Raw genomic sequence first — 18,625 nt, 5'->3', positions numbered from 1 at the left:
TTGCCACGGCAAACATTTGATCTGCCAGATTTAGTAGCATACCTTTCAACTCAACTGATTTTTTCAGAGACCCCAGCGGGCGGTGGGGATGAATAACACCCGCAACCATGTCAACGTTGTGTCTCTCACCGTTTTTTGACGGAAAGCAACGAAGTAATTGCGTAAAATAACTGTCCAATGCGAATAGGGATATTGAACAGCAATTACTGTAATGAACCGATGAGTGGCTGACGGCGGGAAAGACCGCGTTAATGTTAAGTTGGTTTTTGCCTCCAAAATTCGACAGTGAGTAGAATGGAGCAGAGTAATTTCAAGAAAAAATTCAAAGTATCATTCGCGCAGGTATTTATTAATTCACAGTAGGGCGGAGGCCAACCCTATATGCTTCGTCAGAATTAATCATCTGCTTAACTAGGTCAAATTTGTTCTTTTCACAGTAAAGAAATTGCTCAGCGAATGTAACCTGTAAACTATTTAAAAACGTCGTGTTTTCAATAGTTGTTTCCATAAGTTTCCCTTTTAAGAAGGCATTTGCATAATCCGGGCAAATAGGACAGTCACTAACCATTCTCAGGTACAGTTGGGTTTTGAACTAATTTGGGCACACTAAAAGCACGGTTCCCTTCGTGTTTAGAAGACCATGCCCAAACCACGTAAATCTCTTATCAACCTGGCAGATACCCTTACTATCACTGCGTATCTCGCTGTGTTCGCCGTGCATTTTTATGTGGTGAAGATACGCAGACAGGCAAAAGCTTCGAACATCGTCGCCAATGGGTGGAAGACCGTTTATTGTTTTTGGCTGAGGTGTTCTGCGTAGATGTCTGTGCCTATGCAGTGATGAGTAATCACACCCATGTGGTATTGCGCATCAACAAGGACAAGGCGGATTCATTATCGGTAGAGGAGGTTCTACGGCGATGGCACAAGCTCTACAAAGGCATGTTGATAGCCCGACGTTATATCAATCCGGCTGTGTGTGATTCGCTGTCCGAGGCCGAGACTGAAACGGTGAAAAGCCTTGCTGAAGTGTATCGCACCCGATTATTCGATATCAGCTGGTTTATGCGACTGCTCAATGAGTTTATTGCCAGGCAAGCAAATAAGGAAGACGGCTGTACAGGCCACTTCTGGGAGGGACGATTTAAGTCTCAGGCATTAATGGATGAAGCATCACTTGCAGCCTGTATGGCGTATGTCGATTTAAATCCTGTGCGTGCCTGTTTAGCAAAATCACCGGAAGCCTCTGCCCACACTAGTATTCAAAAACGCATTCAGGCGGCGAAGTCTCATCAACAACCTCGTACGCTGCTTCACTTCGACGGAAATTCCAAAGGCACACTGTCCGACGGGTTGCCTTTCCGGATTGAGGATTATTTCGCACTCGTCGAACAGACCGGGCGTCAATTTCATCCAGATAAACGTGGCAAGATAGAAGATGCAACCTCTTCTATACTCACACGGGCGGGACTAGCGCAAACCGATTGGAATACATTAGTCTGCGGTATTGAAACTGACTTTAAGTCCTCAGTAAGCATCGGGAAACTGATGTCGCACTGCAGAAGAAACCACAAATACAATTCAGCTTGAATACGCTGAGCTCGTCTCGAATCACATCCTACAACCTAATACGTACCGTTCAAGGCGGGGCGACGCACATCCGTAAGCTAGTGTTTTATCTACAAGCTATTTAGGTATATAAACCTTTTTAAAGCCGTTCCAGGGCGATATATCGAGGCATTAACTTCGAAATAGTTTGGGCAATCAAGTATTACCTAAAGGTTAACCGTAGATGCAGGGAGTGACTGTCCCACATTATTCTCCTCAACGGTCGAATCCAAATATTGTTCTTTCTGCTGTTCTTCAGCGGCTTGCGCTTTTCGTTTTGTCTCGGCAATTAACGCGAATGCGTCAGCATTCATCGCTTTAATGTCAGCCTCATGCTTTGCTTTAGCGATTTCTTCCGCACTCGGTGGCTGCGGCGCTTCTTCTGGAAAATCTTCAAAGTAATCAGACCATTCTCCCATGCTTCACTCTCCCTATTTCGCACGTTGTAGTATTCAGTATAGCATAACATTTCGCTAATACAGCCAACCCCACTCGCAAGACGATAGTGGCTATGCCTGTTTATTTTCCAAATCGGCTAATATTTGCCGCGCTTCCCGTGCTAATCGTCCATCAGAAATACCAAACATTATCTCTACGTCCATCGATGGGCTCGAGGCTGTTTTGTTATCCCGATAGAGCCAGAGAAAGATCTCTCGTGTCACGTCTTAGATGGGGATATTGATCCCGAAACACTCACCAGTATCATATCGACAGGACTCACAATAAAGTAGGACTCGTCCCGGCCCAGAAAGCTCGGCATAGGGCGGGTGATCAGGTTGAGAGCATTTGTTGCACCACAATTAGAGCAGCGGACGGCATTTCGCATTCAACCGTTCTCGGGTTCAATTCATATCGAGGAGGGAAACTAACACGCTCAGATACGGTTTCGCGACGAGAAGACAGTGAGTCTCCCAAATTAGCAGGCTGTCGACAGCCGCGAGCACTGTGAACTTTCGTAAATCAAATCAGTAAGAAACGAAGTGGATTGAACATAACCCCCTTATTGTGATGTCGCCTCTAATTTTGAGCTACGCCAGCATGAATTAGATCAATCTTAGGCTGCCGGAATTTGGCTTGCCTAAAAAGACTTGAGACTGGACGCAAATAGTACTGTACGACGAGCAGTTCCGGCTACTCTGACGAAAATTAATATATTGTAAAAAAGGGCCTTACGGCCCTTTTCACAAACTTCATTTATTTCACGAACTAATTTTATTCACAAACTAATTTAAAATTCACAAACTTAATTCGAAACTGGCAACAACAACTCACTCGTCCCGATAAGTATCTATCGAAGGGCATGAACACATCAGGTTGCGGTCCCCATACACATCATCGATACGGTTTACGCTGGGCCAGAATTTATTCCGGGCCACGGCGGCTACCGGATAGGCGGCTAATTGACGGTCATAACCACGGTTCCAGTCGCTGTCACAGATATCGGCCAGGGTATGCGGTGCATTGTGCAGTGGGTTGTCGGTGGCATCCCACTCGCCGCTTTCCACCTTGGCAATCTCTTGACGAATGCTAATCATGGCTTCTACAAAGCGGTCCAGCTCGTACTTGGCTTCTGACTCAGTAGGCTCAATCATCAGCGTACCGGCGACCGGGAAGCTCATGGTGGGCGCGTGGAAACCGTAGTCGTTCAGGCGCTTAGCAATATCCATTTCGCTTACACCGCTGCCGTCTTTAAGTGGCCGCAAATCAATAATACATTCGTGCGCCACCCGACCATTACGACCTTTGTACAACACCTCAAAATGCCCTTCGAGCTGCTTGGCGACATAGTTAGCATTCAATATAGCCACCTGGGTCGCTTTACGTAAGCCTTCGGCGCCCATCATTTTGATATACATGTAGCTGATTGGTAGTATTGAGGCACTGCCCCACGGCGCCGCGGATACGGCGCCACAATCTTTGCCGGCATTTTCAATATCAATCACGGTGTGATTAGGTAAAAACGGTGCCAGGTGTGATTTTACGCCGATGGGACCCATGCCGGGGCCACCACCACCATGGGGGATACAGAAGGTTTTATGCAGGTTTAGATGCGATACATCTGAGCCAATAAAGCCCGGTGCGGTAATACCGACCTGAGCATTCATGTTGGCGCCATCCATATACACCTGTCCACCATACTGATGCACAATTTCACACATCTCTCGCACGGTTTCTTCGTATACCCCGTGGGTAGACGGATAGGTGATCATCGCACACGACAAATTGTCGCCCACTTCTTCGGCTTTGGCGCGCAAGTCAGCAAGATCCACATTGCCGTTCTTGTCACAATTGACGACCACCACTTTCAGGCTAACCATTTGCGCTGAAGCAGGATTCGTCCCGTGCGCAGAGCTGGGGATCAGACACACATTTCGATGTCCTTCACCACGGCTTTCATGATAACGCTGAATGGCCAGCAGGCCGGCGTATTCGCCCTGAGCACCGGAGTTTGGCTGCATCGACATGGCATCATAACCGGTGATGCTGATAAGCCATTCGGCCAGCTCAGCAATCATCTCATGATAACCAGTGGCCTGGTCCAGCGGCGCAAATGGATGCAGCTGCCCGAACTCAGGCCAGGTCACCGGAATCATCTCGGCAGTGGCGTTAAGTTTCATGGTGCATGAGCCTAGCGAAATCATCGAGTGATTTAAGGCTAAATCTTTATTTTCTAAAGATTTAATATAGCGCAGCATTTCCGTTTCTGAATGATACTGGTTAAAGACTTCGTGGGTCAGTATATCGCTGGTGCGTACCAGATCAGCCGGGATCGACTGCACATTCTGGGTGGTCACCTCACTATCAAGTTTTTCAACATCCAGGCCGTGAGCATCGCCCAGCAACACATCAAACAATGCCTGCACATCATCACGGGTGGTGGTTTCATCAAACGCGATACCGACCGCGTTATCTAAGTCGGCACGCAGGTTCAGGCCTTTGTCGTAGGCGCGTTGCAGAATCTGATCTTTGTTGTCGGTCAGTACCGTCAGGGTATCGAACCAGGTCGCATGCTTAAGCGCCAGGCCTTTTTGTTTCAGGCCGGTGGCGGTAATATCGGCTAGACGATGAATTCGCTGGGCGATGGTTTTAAGCCCCTTGGGACCATGATACACCGCATAAAACGACGCCATATTGGCCAGTAACACCTGCGCGGTACAGATGTTTGAGTTGGCTTTTTCACGACGGATATGTTGTTCACGGGTTTGCAGCGCCATACGCAGTGCCGGACGACCACGGGTGTCTTTACTGACCCCGATGATACGACCAGGTAATGAGCGTTTATAGCTGTCGCGGGTGGCAAAAAATGCGGCGTGTGGACCACCATAGCCCATCGGTACACCAAAGCGCTGCGCGCTGCCCAGGGCCACATCGGCGCCCAGTTCACCCGGGGATTTCAGCATCACCAGACTCATCAGGTCTGCCGCTACCGCCACAATGCCTTTTTTGGCCTGTACTGCGCTGATGATATCGCGAATATCGGTTACTTCACCGGTGCTTGACGGATACTGCAACAACGCACCAAACACATCGTGTTCGGCAGCCTCTTCGGCCGGGCCACTGACAATTCCAAAGCCAAACATTTCGGCGCGGGTTTCCACCACGTCACGGGTCTGCGGATGTACATCATCAGCAATAAAGAACAGATTGGCTTTTTTGTTTTTCGAAACCCGCTTGGCCAGGGCCATGGCTTCCGCCGCCGCCGTCCCTTCATCCAGCAATGAGGCTGAGGCCAGCTCCAGACCGGTCAGGTCGATGGTGACCTGCTGGAAGTTCAGAATGGCTTCTAAACGTCCCTGGGCAATCTCTGGCTGATACGGTGTATAGGCGGTATACCAGCCGGGATTTTCCAGCACATTGCGCAAAATAACATTGGGTACATGGGTATCGTAATAGCCCATACCGATGAAGGAGCGATTGATTTTGTTTTTGGCTGCCACCTTTTTCAGTGCACTCAATGCATTAACTTCGGTGGCGCCCTCGCCGGTTGCAATCGGTTTATCCAGCTCGATACCAGCCGGGACGGTTTGCTGGGTTAAATCCTCTAATGACTCGGCATTGATGATTTGCAGCATCTCGTTGATTTCATCTTCGCCCGGGCCGATGTGACGGCGAACAAAGTCGTTTTTTTGCTCTAGCTGAGCCAGCGTAATGGAGGTGTCTGTCATAACAATTACTTAAGCATGTCCACTTGTTCGTGAAAGAAAAAAGGGGCGATTGTGTCGGCCCCTTTTACTTCATATAAATAATGACTAAGCAAATTCTGGCGAAGACTTACTCTTCGTCAATTGAAGCCTTGTAGCCGTCGGCATCCAGCAGATTTTCTACTTCTTTCGGATCGTCGGCTTTAATTTTGAATAACCAGCCATCGCCATAAGGGTCAGAGTTGACCAGCTCTGGCGAGTCTTCTAAATCTTCGTTTACCGCAATTACTTCGCCGGTAAGCGGAGTGTAGACATCAGAAGCGGCTTTTACCGACTCGGCCACGGCGACGTCGTCACCGGTGCTGACTTTGTCGCCTTCATCAGGCAGGTCGACAAAAACCATGTCGCCTAATAATTCCTGTGCATGTTCAGAAATGCCAACAGTGAATACACCATCGCTTTCGGGGCGCACCCATTCGTGAGTGGCGGCGTAGCGTAAATCTTTTGGAATGTTACTCATAGTATATCCTGACGTTTAAATTGTTAGTTATAAGACACTTTTACCATTGCGAACAAAGCTAGGTTTGACCACGTCTACTGTAACCCACTTTTTGCGCATTTCCACCTCTACCGTTTCAGGCGAGCCGGCTGGAATGCGCGCCATAGCAATCGCATGGCCCAATGTAGGCGAGAATGTACCTGAGGTGGTGATGCCTTCGCCGTTATCGGTTTTTACTTTTTGACCCGCGCGTAATACGCCTTTTTCTTTCATGACCAGACCCACCAGCTTGTCGGTGCCCTGCTCTTTTTGTTGTTCCAGCGCGCTACGCCCGACAAAGTCGCGATCAGCTGGTTCCCAGGTAATGGTCCAGCCCATGTTAGCCGCCAGCGGCGATACGGTTTCATCCATGTCCTGACCATACAGGTTCATGCCGGCTTCTAATCGCAGGGTATCGCGGGCACCCAGACCACACGGCTTGACCCCGGCATCTACCAGTTCCTGCCAAAACTGACCTGCTCGTGCTTTTGGCACCATGATTTCATATCCGGCTTCGCCGGTATAGCCAGTAGTGGCGATAAACAGGTCTTCGGCCTGTACCCCGAAAAAAGGCTTCATGCCTTCCACCGCTTCTTTTTGCGCGGCGCTGAATAAGGTTGCTGCTTTTTCTTTGGCGTTAGGACCCTGCACCGCAATCATGGCAAAATCCGGCTTTTCGGTAATGGTAACCTCAAAGCCTTCTGCTTTGTCCAGTAACCAGTTCATGTCTTTTTCGCGGGTAGCCGAATTAACCACCAGCCGGTAATTGGTGTTATCAAAATGATATACGATAAGGTCGTCGACCACGCCGCCGGCTTCGTTCAGCATACCGCTGTAAAGCGCTTTGCCTTTGTCTTTAAGCTTGGCTACGTCGTTGGCCAGCAGATAGCGCAAATAGGCCTGGGCCTGCTCGCCGGTAATATCAACAATGGTCATATGTGACACATCAAACATGCCGGCATCCTGACGTACCGCATGATGCTCTTCAATCTGAGAGCCGTAACTGATGGGCATTTCCCAACCAAAAAAATCTACCATTTTCGCCCCGGCTTCCAGGTGCTTTGCGTGTAGAGCCGTTTTGCTGGTCATACAATACAACCTTATCTTGTTATGTAAGTGTGAACAGCAGTATAGGGTGGCACTATAACGACAACAAATTGGAAATTTTTATCAATACATTTAAAATTGTTATCTAATGTTTATTGCATATCAGTAATTCAAATCTATATGAAACAGTTATCCTTGGACAACTTACGTACTTTTGTCACGGTTATAGAGCAAGGCGGCTATGCCAAAGCCGGTGAGTGGCTGGGCCGTTCGCAGCCTGCGGTGAGCCTGCAGATTAAAAAACTGGAAACCCAACTAGGCCGCAAATTGTTTTCCAAGGTCGGCCAGCGCCATACGCCCAGTGCCGACGGTAACTGGCTGTACGCTAAAGCCCGGGAATTATTAGCGCTCAATGATGATATTTTTCGGGCTTTAAACCCAGCGCCTCTCAGTGGTCGGCTGCGGCTGGGCATACCCAGTGAATTTGCGTCTACCCTGCTACCCGGCTTAATTGGCGAGTTTTCCAAACGCTACCCGGATGTGTCCCTTGAAGTTACCTCTGCGCTAAGCCGGGACCTATTGCATCACACCCGTCGGGATAGTTTTGATTTGATTCTGGCGCTGGCCAATCCGCAGGAGCAGACCGACGGCGAGGTCTTGTTACAGGATGACATGGTGTGGGCCGGCGATATTACCCGACGGATTGGCGGCGATACCATTTCCCTGGTGTTGGCGCCGGATGGCTGTGTTTATCGAAGCCGGGTCATTGAGCAGTTAAAACGCCAGACCAAAGCCTGGAAAATCACCTACACCAATGCCGATTTATCCGGCCTGGTGGCGGCGATTGGTCAGGGGCTGGGCATTACCGCACTGGCGCGTTCCAGCATGCCGGACAATCTGATGGTTTTAAAACATCCAAATCTTCCCCAGCTGGGACGGATTAATATTTGTTTGTTCAATCTGGATACCCAGCATCCGGTGGTCAGCAAAACGCTGGCCGACTTTATCAAGTCACGGCTGACCACCGGGGCGACGGCTAGCTAAGTGCTAACGGTGCCAGTTCGCCCAGCGGCTCTGCCAGGCTTTTGGGAGGACGGGTGAACCATTGCGGGCCTTTACTGTTCATATAAATACAATCTTCCAGACGCACCCCAAATTCGCCCGGAATATAAATCCCCGGCTCATTGGAAAAACACATGCCCGCTTGTAAGGTGGTTTTTTCACCATGCACAAAGTTCACCCGCTCGTGACCCTGCATCCCGATGCCATGACCGGTACGGTGAGACAGTCCGGGAAGCTGGTAATCCGGCCCGTAGCCTTGTTTTTTATACAGGCTGCGAACCGCGTCATCGACGCTGCCGGCAGTGTTACCAAGCTGGGCCTGGTCAAATGCGACCTGCTGGCCTTTACGTACACTGTTCCAGACCTGCTGTTGTTTGTCGGTGGGCTCACCAAATACAAAGGTACGGCTAATATCAGACTGATACCCGTGGACCGCACAGCCACAGTCCATCAGCACCACCGAACCTTCTTTTAACACCTGCTCTTTGCGGGTGCCGTGAGGATAAGCACTGCCTTCATTAAACAGCGCCATCGCCCACAAATCACTGCCACCCAGTTTTTGCTGAGCCTGCTGCATCAGATCTTTCACATCCGCCTGCGACATACCCGCTTCCAGCCGTTCATACACATGGGTATAGGCTTTTAATGTCACCTCGTTGGCCTTGTGCATCAGCCGCAGCTCATGCTCGCTTTTGAACATGCGACACCCCAGGGTCACCGGCTCGGCCGAGACATTCTGCATATCAGGCAACAGCGGCATCAAACCATTTAACACAAAGTAGCGAACACTGGACTCAAAGCCCAGGCGACCCTTGTCCACCTTGCGATCTGCAAGAATTTGCGCCACCTGCTTAAACGGGCTTTCGTGTTCCTGCCACACCCGGATATCTTCACCTACCTGCAGCGACTCTTCTACACTGGGCTTTTCAAAAAATGGCGTTACCACGGCGATGTCCCCTTCCCGGGGAATAACCACGGCCGTCAGGCGCTCACTGCGCCACCACTGGATACCAGTAAAATAGTCCATGGCGGCGCCGGGCTCTAAAATTATCGCCGCCATATCATTTTTGGCCATCAACTGCTGGGCTTTGGCAATCCGCGTGCGGCGCTCTTTAGCGGTTATCGGGCTTACCGACGCCGTGATATCAGCAATCTTGGTATCGGTATAAAACGGCTTTTTAGCAGTCTCCTGCTGGGCAAATGAAGCCAGCGGCGCCGCAGCCAGACCGGCTCCGGTAAATTTCAGAAAAGCGCGCTTATCCATGTTTTCACTCCGTGATAGTGGCAATAAAGATAATAATATTAACAATCCCATCATGCGTGGGTCGCTCAGGCTTTGCAATCCTGAGCTTGTAACCCGGCGAGCCGGATTGGATTAGGTAAATACAGAAAGGCGGTCTTAAAAGCCCATAGCCTGTTCAATCAGCTTTCGTTTTACCAGCGGCAACTCATTGGTTACGGCCAGCCCGGTACTGCGAACCAGTTTTTTCAATGGATTGTCTCCATCAAACAGGGCTTTAAAACCGTCCATGGCGGCAATCATTTTCATGGCTTCGGTTTTGCGGGCGCGTTCAAATGCACGCAGGTGTTTATAGCGCCCCAGCGGCAGACCATTTTCATGCAGCTGCACCAGGTGATCAGCCAGTACCAATGCGTCCTGCATGCCCAGGTTAGCGCCCTGCCCGGCCAGCGGATGGATGGTATGGGCGGCATCGCCAATGATGGCCACCCCATTGTCGGCCCACTGCCGGGCGTAACGCATGGTCAGGGTAAAGGCACGCCGGTCACTTTCCAGCGCCACTGAACCCAGCTCACTGTTACAGGCCGCGGTCATGGCGTGGGCAAAGTCGGTGTCGGATAACGCCATCAGCGCTTCGGCTTTGTCGGTTTGCTGAGACCAGACCACCGAGCATACATGCGGATCATTTAGCGGCAGAAATGCCAACGGGCCATCGGGGGTAAAAACCTGGCGGGCGCAGGCTTCATGGGGCTGTGGGGTTCGAATGGTGGCCACTATGGCGCGATGGTCATAATCTCTGAAGGTTTCAGGAAAGCCAGCATGGCGGCGTACCATCGAGTTGGCTCCATCTGCCCCCACCAACAACCGACACGACACCACCTCATCGTTGTTTAGCATCAGCATGGTTTCCTGATCGCCTGCCAGAATTTTGTCTACCCCGGCTTCAATCAGCGTCACATTCCGCAAATGCTGAATTTGTTCTGCCAGCGCATTGGTTAACACCTGATTTTCAATAATATGGCCCAGCTTCGGGCGTTGCATATCACTGGCATCAAAATGAATATGGCCAAAACTGTCTTTATCCCACACGTGCATGTGCTGGTAAGGCGCGACCCGGTCAGCGGGTAAATACTGCCAGACCTGCAGACGTTCCAACGCCTCATGGTTTGCTTCGTTAATCGCACTGACCCGCAGCGACGGCGCAGCAGATAAGGTTTCGGTAAATGCACTATGGCTAATGACCGCCACCCGCAGCGTACTTTGTCCCAACGCGGCGGCCAGGGTCAGGCCCACCATGCCACCGCCAATAATTACCACATCCATCTTTTGCATACTGTTAGCTCCTGCCTGTTGCCGGACCATAACCGGTGGTACGCGCCACAAAGGCCTGTTGTAATGCTGAAACATTATCCAGGGCAATTAATCCAGCGTTTCTCATGGCACCTAACCCCGCATAGCGATTGGAAAATCCCCGTACCAGGGCATCGGTCAGCCAGATAGTTTGCTCACGATCCGCGCTTCGTGCCTGCTCAAACTGTCTTAATGTGCCATAGCTACCGGGATCAGAGTGACAGGTTAATGTCTCTACAAGATCCAGCGTATCACGCAGGCCCAGGTTAAAGCCCTGTCCGGCAATCGGATGCAGGGTTTGCGCAGCGTTACCGACCATAGCGATACGATGGCTGGTTAACTGGTTTGCCTGGGCCAGCTCCAGGGGATAAGCGTGGCGCGGGCCGGTTTCATATATCCGCCCTTGTCGATAGCCGAACGCCCGTTGTAAGGCCCGTAAAAATTCCGTATCAGCGAGTTGCAGAAGGGCCTGGGCTTTATCAGCAGCCACCGTCCATACCATCGAAAAACTATGGCCAGCATGGGTATCGCCAGGGTTAAACGGTAAAAAGGCCAGCGGCCCGTGGGGCGTAAACCGTTCGTAGGCACGTTGGTAATGCGCCTCGCTGGTCAGCACATTGCAGGTAATGGCGACCTGCTCGTATGACATGCTGGTCCGTTCAATGCCAACCTGTTCGGCCAGACCTGAGCGCCCGCCATCTGCCAGGATCACTAGTTTGCTGCTCAGTTTTTCGTCCTCATCCAGCGCCAGTATCACTTCACCCTGACCCTGATGAAGCTGATGCACCGGCGTGCTGACCAGATAATTCAGTCCGTTAGACAGATTATGGGTGGTTAACAGCCGTCCCAGCTCTTTAAGCGCAATAACTTCCCCAAATGAGGATAATCGGAAATCTTCGGCATGTAACTGACAGAACCCAAGACTGCCCTGATCCGTAATCTGAATATGTCCGATGGCTTCGGTACAGGCAGAATCTACGGGGACGCCCATTGCTTGCAGGCTATCCACGGTACGCCGCGCCAGGGCAATCACCCGGGCATCAAAGCCGGGATGAACCATACCGGCAGCCTTTTCGTGTCTGTCACCAAAGCGAGGCTCTTCAGCGCTTACCTGCTTTGTCTTTAACGCTGCCCCTGCGGGCTGGGCGGGGTTAGCGTCAAGCAGGGTAACCTTAAAAGCGGTGTGCGCCAGCAAGCCGGCAGCCAGTGCATGGCCAATGGTACCGCCGCCCACAATCGCAATATCCGTTTGTTCCAAAAGTTTATCTCTGTAGCAGGGCTTCTAGTTCAGGCACTGTTTTAGGCACATCACTGGTTAATACCTCAATGCCGGTTGCAGTCACCACCACATTATCTTCTATACGTACGCCAATGCCCTGATATTGTTCAGCCACCGGCGCATCCGGGGCAATGTAAAGGCCCGGCTCAACCGTCAGCACCATGCCCGGCTGCAACGGCCGGTCTTCGCCATCAATACGATAATCGCCCACATCATGCACATCCAGGCCGATAAAATGTCCTAGGCCGTGCATAAAAAATTGTCGCCAGCTTTCACTGTCCAGGTTTTCGGCCACAGTGCCGGGCAACAGCTTTAACGCCACCAGCCCTTCGGTCAGGGTTTCGATTACCCGTTCAGTGGCATCGCGCAACGTAACCCCGGGGCCCAGCATGGCCAGCGCTTTTTCCTGAGCTTTCAGCACCAGGTTATAAATTTCTTTTTGTGGCGCACTGAAGGTGCCTGACACTGGAAACGTGCGGGTAATATCGGCAGCGTAGCCCATAAATTCGGCGCCGGCATCGATCAGCACCAGCTCATTGGCGGCCAGCTCTTTGCTGTTTTCGGTATAATGTAAAATGCAGGCATTTTCACCGCTGCCGACAATGGTGGAGTATGCCGGCGAGCGAGCCCCGGCCATGGCAAACTCATGATGCAGCTCGGCTTCAAGCTGGTACTCAAACACTCCGGGAGCAGCAGATTGCATGGCCCGGCAATGGGCACGGGCGCTGATCTGGCAGGCGGCTTTCATCACCGCCACTTCACACGCCGATTTAAACAATCGCATTTCATGCAACAGCGGCTGCACATCCAGGGTGGCCACCGGGGCACTGTATTCTTTGGGCGCCTCGCGCAGACTCTGCATGGCACCATTAAACAGAGTATCGGCGGTGGCATTCTGGCCCTGGCCAAAATAAACCTGATCGTGTCCCATCAGCCAGTGCATCAGCACTTCCGGTAATTCATCCAGGTCGTAAGCTTCGTCAAGGTCAAAACGCGCCAGGGCCATCTCGGTCCCTAAACGCCGACCATGCCAGATTTCACTGTCTTTATCTTTTGGCTGACATACCATGGCCATAAAGCTGCCGCCGTGGCGTTCATGATTAGATAACAGCAGCCAGGTATCGGGTTCATCAAAGCCCGTTAAATACCAAAAATCGCTGTTTTGGCGAAACGTATATTCGGTATCACGGCTACGAGTCACCCGCGAGGCCGCCGGTATCAGACACACACTGTTAGGCTGGCACTGGGCCAGCAGTCGCTGCCGGCGGGCAAAAAATTCCTGTTGGCTAATCATAGGCGCCTTTGTTGGTTAATGAGCGAAATGGTTAATGAACAGAAGGTTTTTCCTGTTGATCGTCAAGTAACGAGCGACCCAGCTCACTAAAGCACAGCAGTGCTGAAATTTTCACATACTCCACCACTTCATTTAATGCCCGTTCTGACTCTTCATCAGAATCCATCGGTTCTTCCATACGTGAAATATCGGAAAAGTCCTGCACAGCTTCTTTTACATCCGCTGAGCACTGCTCAAGATTTTGCTGATGCAACCCAAAGCCAAGCAAAAAACCCTGCACCCAGTTAATCAGCGCGGCACCGCGATCATTAATCGGGGCCTGATCATCGGGCAGCATCATTTGCAGGCTAAACTCGCCTTCCAGCAGTTGTTCGATGGTCTGGCTGAAGAGCTGTTCGAGTTTGAAGCTAACCAGTTGCGAAAAGGTTTCGCCCTGATTCGTGGTATCGGCCAGCACGGTCTGCCATTTGCGGTCGGTCAGTGACATCCCGCCACATAACATACCGCACATGGTGCCATGAACTTCGGCGGCATCGGCATTTACCGAGCCCTGGAACAACACATTGGTAATGCTGTCGTAATCTAACTGTTTGTCCACGCGAACAACCCTTAATATAATGCTTGTATGTTGACACGTTATGCTAGCAAAAACCGGCTGGAAAACCCAGTATGCTGGCTTTGTTCAGCAACTGCCCAACAAAGCGTAGATAATCGCATCTGCCCTTTCGTAATGAGCGAAGATGCTTTATTATTTAACTGCAAGCTATTTCTTTTGACCAAATGGTTAACTTTTGGTTGAAATTTTTTTGTCTGACAACATAATCGGGTCATCGCTTCTGACCTGTTGAGGTAGTGGAAATCCAGTGACTCAACCTGTTAGTATCCTACTGACCTGAACAACAAGGATAACGACGTACAAAATAATGATCTCTTCCCGAGACGGTACGTTTGATATACCCTGTTGCGCTTGTTATTTAATCAATGTCTCCTGGGATGTGCGCCAGTCCATTCATGTCCCTGGCCGATGCTTTTTTAAAAGGAAGTTGAACTTATAACTACTGTGCAAGCTCGGCTCGTATCGAGAAGCCTACGGTTATGATGATTCTTCCGCCGTGAACCTTTCGGCTCACGGGCGAACGATTGGGCAGCGGCATTCTGGGAGACGCCCTCTTTCGACGAGAAGAAGAAATGGCTGTAATTAATTTTGGGTCTATTAATATCGACCATGTGTATTCGGTTGAACATTTTGTCAGACCCGGTGAGACCATTGCCTCATCAAACTATCAGCAACTGTTGGGTGGCAAAGGTGCCAACCAGTCTATTGCACTGGCCCTGGCCGGCGCCGACGTTAAGCACGTAGGCAGCATCCACGAGTCTGATGCCAGTTTTAAACAAACCCTCATCAAGCATGGTGTCGACTGTCGTTATGTAAGGTGTCATGACGTGCCTTCAGGTCATGCCATTATTCAGGTGACGCCAGGCGGTGAAAACGCCATTGTTCTGTTTGGTGGCGCCAACCTTACGCTGACCTCCGATACTGTGCAAAAATCGCTGTTAGACATTGGCGATATGGATTGGGTGCTCACCCAAAACGAAACCAGCTGTATCGACGAAGTCTTAAAACAGGCCAAAGAAAAAGGATTGCGGGTTGCCTTTAACCCCGCGCCGATGAGTGAATCGGTCAAATCCTTGCCCCTGGATTGCGTGGATCTGTTGATTGTCAATGAAACCGAAGCCGCGGCACTGACCGGGGCCGAGGCACTGGATGAGATCATCAAAGTTTTCCAGCAACAGTGGGCCCATGCCGAGGTGTTAATCACCTTAGGTAAAGATGGGGTGCTGATGATCACCGAACAGGGCATCGAAAAAGTTTCCGCATTTACTGTTGAAGCCGTAGATACCACCGCCGCGGGCGACACCTTTATCGGCTATTTTTTATCTGCCTATAGCAAGCATACTGCCGCTAAAGATGCGCTGGTACGCGGATGCGCCGCCTCAGCCATCGCTGTTACCCGTAAAGGCGCCGCGCAGTCTATCCCCACCGAAGAAGAAGTGGACCGCTTTTTAGCGAAACACGCTTAGTACACAGAGAATACTATGACACACAAGATTATTTTAGACACGGATCCGGGTATTGATGATGCGATGGCCATCTTCTTTGCCTTCCAGTCACCTGACATTGACGTACTGGGGCTAACTACCGTATTTGGTAATGTGCCCGTGGATATGGCCGCTAAAAATGCGGTAACCCTGTGTAAACTGGCGGAACAGGACATCCCTGTCACCAAGGGTGTTGGCATGCCCTGGGTTGGACCAGAGTCTTCCTATGCGCATTTTGTGCATGGCGATGACGGCTTCGGTAACATTAATTTTCCGGCCATTGAAGGCCAGCTTGACCCACGCAGTTCTGCCCAGTTTATTGTGGATATGGCGCGTCAGTACCCTGGTGAAATTACGCTGGTGGCCATCGGTCCTCTGGGAAACCTGGCCCTGGCCCTGCGCCTGGAGCCGGATCTGCCGAAGCTGGTAAAAGGCGTAAGCATTATGGGCGGCGCGGCTTTTGTACCAGGCAATGTTACCCCGGTGGCCGAAGCCAATATCTGGAATGACGCCCATGCCGCCGAAATTGTGTTTGGCGCTGACTGGGAGGTCACCATGTTTGGTCTGGATGTCACCAATGCGGTGCGCTTTAAGGCCGAATTTGTGGAGACCCTGGCCCAAAAGAATCCGAAACTGGGTGGGTTTGTTAAAGATGCTGCCCAGTTTTATATTGATTTTTATACCCGTGACGCCCAGGAGAGGGTGTGTTGTTTTCATGATGCCTTCCCGCTGGCCCATTTAATTAAGCCAGAATTGTTTGAGCTGACCGAAGGGCATGCCCGGGTAGCCACTGATCCGCTTAACCGGGGCCAGACCATGGTGGCGCCGGCCGGCACTACCGCCAGCCCCTTATGGCTGGAAGCGCAAACCATTAAAGTGGCGACACAGGTTGACCGGGATGGTCTGGAACAGTTGTTTGTGGACACCTACGCCCGCTAACCCTGTCTTTCGTTACAAAGGCGCTGGCGCGATGGCGCAGCACCAGCGTCTACGTAAAAAAACTCCGTGTGGGAAGTTATTCCTGACGGAGTTTTTTTATTTTGGTTGGTCTAGCGAAACAGCGGGTCAGTTTCGAACAACAGCCATCAACATTGTTACTAAACATGTCCTGGTAATGCGTCCGCCTTTTGTATAACACCTTGTGGTTGCCTTACTGCGCCTGGCCCAATGGCACCATAATACGCTTTGAAGCATGCAACCGCTTATTTCAACTCATACCTGATTTACAACTAAAGTTGACTCGCTGGTACTGGCGATTTTAGTTATAACCTCCTATGCTTTTTAAAAACGAGACACCAAAACTATGCCCGCTCTGCCTGGCGTAGCTGTCTCTTATATTTCTTAATATATTGGTTATAAGAGACAAGCCTTGTGCAAATGCCCTCACCGCCTATAAATGAAAGTCAGCGACTGGCTGAACTGTTAAGTTACGAAATACTCGACAGCGACAGTGAAGATGTTTTCGACCAGCTCACCGCGCTGGCGTCACAGATTTGTGGTACTCCGATTGCGCTTATCAGTCTGATAGATCAGGACCGGCAATGGTTTAAGTCGAGAATCGGGTTGGATGCACAGCAGACCCATCGCAATGTTGCCTTTTGTGCCCATGCCATTCTTGAAGACCATGTGTTTGAAGTACACGATGCACTGCAGGATCCGCGGTTTTTTGATAACCCGTTGGTGACCGGTCATCCGAATATCCGTTTTTATGCGGGTACCCCATTGGTTTCGCCACGGGGATTTGCGCTGGGCACATTATGTACCCTGGACGATAAACCCAGAGTGCTGAATGAGGAGCAGCGCAAGGCGTTATCGACGCTGGGCGCCGCGGTCATTGCGCAAATGGAGCTGCGCCGAAACAGCCGGGAGTTGCAGCGGGCATTGCAATACAAAGAACATTATCTGTCGTACTTAAGCCACGAGGTGCGCACCCCCTTAAATGCGATTTCGATGTTTAGCCGTCAGTTACGCCAGCAAACAGCACAGCATAATCTCCCGGAATCTTTTGATAACGCGTTGCAGCATATTCAGACCAGCGGCCACCGGCTACTTGATATTGTCGACTCGGTATTAAATGTGGCCCATGACAGCGAAAAAAGTTTACAGCCATTACCCCGCAGTATTCGCTCCAAAGATTATCTGACCAGTTTGTTTAGTATGCTGCAAATGGTAAATAGCCAGCTCAAACTCGGCTGGGCGCTGGCCACCTCGGCGCCGCAAACGATGACCCTGGATGACACAAAAATCAGTCAGATCATCAGCACCCTGGTGAATCATGTGGCGTTACACCTGCCCGCCCGCAGCCAGTTAATTTGTCAGGTACAGTTTGCCGCAACGCAGTTGCAGTTTACCTTTAAAAGCACACAGCCGTTGGTGACGCCACTGGAACAGGAATTTTTAAACACACACCAAATCTGCTTTGATGAACAGTTTTATATCAGCGAGAATTTTCAGGATCTTAGCATCAGTAAAAATCTGATTAATTTGCTGGGTGGTCAGATTGAAGTCGAGGACCTCCATCAGTTTCGGCTGTCCCTACCATTGGGTCAATGCCCGCCTAACACCAGCTCAGAAGCCTCGGAAGATTTGCATATCAAGCCAGACGTTCGGTTATTGATTGTAGAAGACAATGAAATAAATCAGATTGTGATTAGTTCATTAATGGATGAGCTGAATGTGGCGCATGCGCTGGTGGCCACCGGCGAAGAGGCGGTTGATGCCGTCAGTCATGATCCGTTTGATTTAATTATCATGGATATTGGGTTGCCGGGGATTTCCGGCCTGCGCGCCACCGAAATTATCAAACAACAAAACCCGCGCTTGCCGGTGGTGGCGCTGACGGCCGATGCGGTAACCAACCGGGAAACCATGTTATTGAGTGGCCTGGATGCAATTTTAACAAAACCCATTGCATTGAATCAGCTCATCCGTATGCTTAATTATTATTTAGCCGAATCTTAAAATG

At 50.7% G+C, this 18,625-nt stretch carries 13 protein-coding genes, 1 other RNA gene and 1 pseudogene; 6 read left to right on the top strand and 9 right to left on the bottom strand.

Features of this window, described 5'->3' with window-relative positions; all coding sequences use genetic code 11:
* The first annotated feature begins 640 nt into the window (after nt 1–640).
* A pseudogene (locus tag IT774_RS03810) lies at nt 641–1,590 on the top strand (transposase).
* Between the two features lie 185 nt (nt 1,591–1,775).
* Here IT774_RS03810 and IT774_RS03805 read toward each other — a convergent pair.
* The 4 genes from IT774_RS03805 to gcvT form a co-directional block, all read right to left on the bottom strand.
* On the bottom strand, nt 1,776–2,027 hold the full coding sequence (locus tag IT774_RS03805; RefSeq protein WP_195811411.1) for a hypothetical protein: 252 nt from the start codon (nt 2,025–2,027) through the stop codon (nt 1,776–1,778).
* 849 nt (nt 2,028–2,876) lie between these two features.
* On the bottom strand, nt 2,877–5,774 hold the full coding sequence (gcvP, locus tag IT774_RS03800; RefSeq protein WP_195811410.1) for an aminomethyl-transferring glycine dehydrogenase: 2,898 nt from the start codon (nt 5,772–5,774) through the stop codon (nt 2,877–2,879).
* Nucleotides 5,775–5,880: 106 nt separating this feature from the next.
* Nucleotides 5,881–6,270: a glycine cleavage system protein GcvH gene (gcvH, locus tag IT774_RS03795; RefSeq protein WP_195811409.1), complete on the bottom strand. Its 390-nt coding sequence runs from the start codon at nt 6,268–6,270 to the stop codon at nt 5,881–5,883.
* A 27-nt stretch (nt 6,271–6,297) separates the two neighbouring features.
* On the bottom strand, nt 6,298–7,377 hold the full coding sequence (gcvT, locus tag IT774_RS03790) for a glycine cleavage system aminomethyltransferase GcvT (protein WP_195811408.1): 1,080 nt from the start codon (nt 7,375–7,377) through the stop codon (nt 6,298–6,300).
* A 138-nt stretch (nt 7,378–7,515) separates the two neighbouring features.
* Here gcvT and IT774_RS03785 point away from each other — a divergent pair, with 138 nt between their 5' ends.
* Entirely contained in the window at nt 7,516–8,379 is an 864-nt protein-coding gene (locus tag IT774_RS03785) for a LysR family transcriptional regulator (protein WP_195811407.1), read from the top strand.
* Here the strand turns inward: IT774_RS03785 and IT774_RS03780 are convergent.
* The 5 genes from IT774_RS03780 to IT774_RS03760 all read right to left on the bottom strand — a co-directional run bounded on the left by IT774_RS03780 (nt 8,372) and on the right by IT774_RS03760 (nt 14,158).
* Complete coding sequence (locus IT774_RS03780) at nt 8,372–9,661, bottom strand: M24 family metallopeptidase (protein WP_195811406.1); 1,290 nt, start codon at nt 9,659–9,661, stop codon at nt 8,372–8,374. The genes IT774_RS03785 and IT774_RS03780 overlap by 8 nt on opposite strands.
* Before the next feature lie 135 nt (nt 9,662–9,796).
* Nucleotides 9,797–10,969, bottom strand: coding sequence for an FAD-dependent monooxygenase (locus IT774_RS03775; protein ID WP_195811405.1), 1,173 nt, complete (start codon nt 10,967–10,969; stop codon nt 9,797–9,799).
* A gap of 4 nt (nt 10,970–10,973) precedes the next feature.
* Nucleotides 10,974–12,245, bottom strand: coding sequence for an FAD-dependent monooxygenase (locus IT774_RS03770; protein WP_195811404.1), 1,272 nt, complete (start codon nt 12,243–12,245; stop codon nt 10,974–10,976).
* Nucleotides 12,246–12,249: 4 nt separating this feature from the next.
* Nucleotides 12,250–13,560, bottom strand: coding sequence for a Xaa-Pro aminopeptidase (pepP, locus tag IT774_RS03765; protein WP_195811403.1), 1,311 nt, complete (start codon nt 13,558–13,560; stop codon nt 12,250–12,252).
* Between the two features lie 31 nt (nt 13,561–13,591).
* Nucleotides 13,592–14,158 carry a UPF0149 family protein gene (locus IT774_RS03760; RefSeq protein ID WP_195811402.1) on the bottom strand — a complete coding sequence of 189 codons (567 nt, stop codon included), beginning with the start codon at nt 14,156–14,158 and terminating at the stop codon, nt 13,592–13,594.
* A 384-nt stretch (nt 14,159–14,542) separates the two neighbouring features.
* On the opposite strand from IT774_RS03760, the gene ssrS reads away from it, so the two are divergent.
* From ssrS to IT774_RS03740, 4 genes are all read left to right on the top strand, one after another.
* A non-coding RNA gene (gene ssrS, locus IT774_RS03755) (6S RNA) lies at nt 14,543–14,726 on the top strand.
* Between the two features lie 22 nt (nt 14,727–14,748).
* A complete protein-coding gene (locus IT774_RS03750; protein WP_195811401.1) occupies nt 14,749–15,642 on the top strand; it encodes a ribokinase in 894 nt (297 codons plus the stop codon).
* A gap of 15 nt (nt 15,643–15,657) precedes the next feature.
* On the top strand, nt 15,658–16,599 hold the full coding sequence (locus IT774_RS03745) for a nucleoside hydrolase (protein WP_195811400.1): 942 nt from the start codon (nt 15,658–15,660) through the stop codon (nt 16,597–16,599).
* 438 nt (nt 16,600–17,037) lie between these two features.
* Nucleotides 17,038–18,621: a GAF domain-containing hybrid sensor histidine kinase/response regulator gene (locus IT774_RS03740; RefSeq protein WP_232365174.1), complete on the top strand. Its 1,584-nt coding sequence runs from the start codon at nt 17,038–17,040 to the stop codon at nt 18,619–18,621.
* Nucleotides 18,622–18,625 lie beyond the last annotated feature (4 nt).

Origin of the sequence: Salinimonas marina (assembly GCF_015644725.1) — a bacterium.
Classification (GTDB): Bacteria; Pseudomonadota; Gammaproteobacteria; order Enterobacterales; family Alteromonadaceae; genus Alteromonas.
This window is presented reverse-complemented; position numbering and strand designations above follow the sequence as displayed.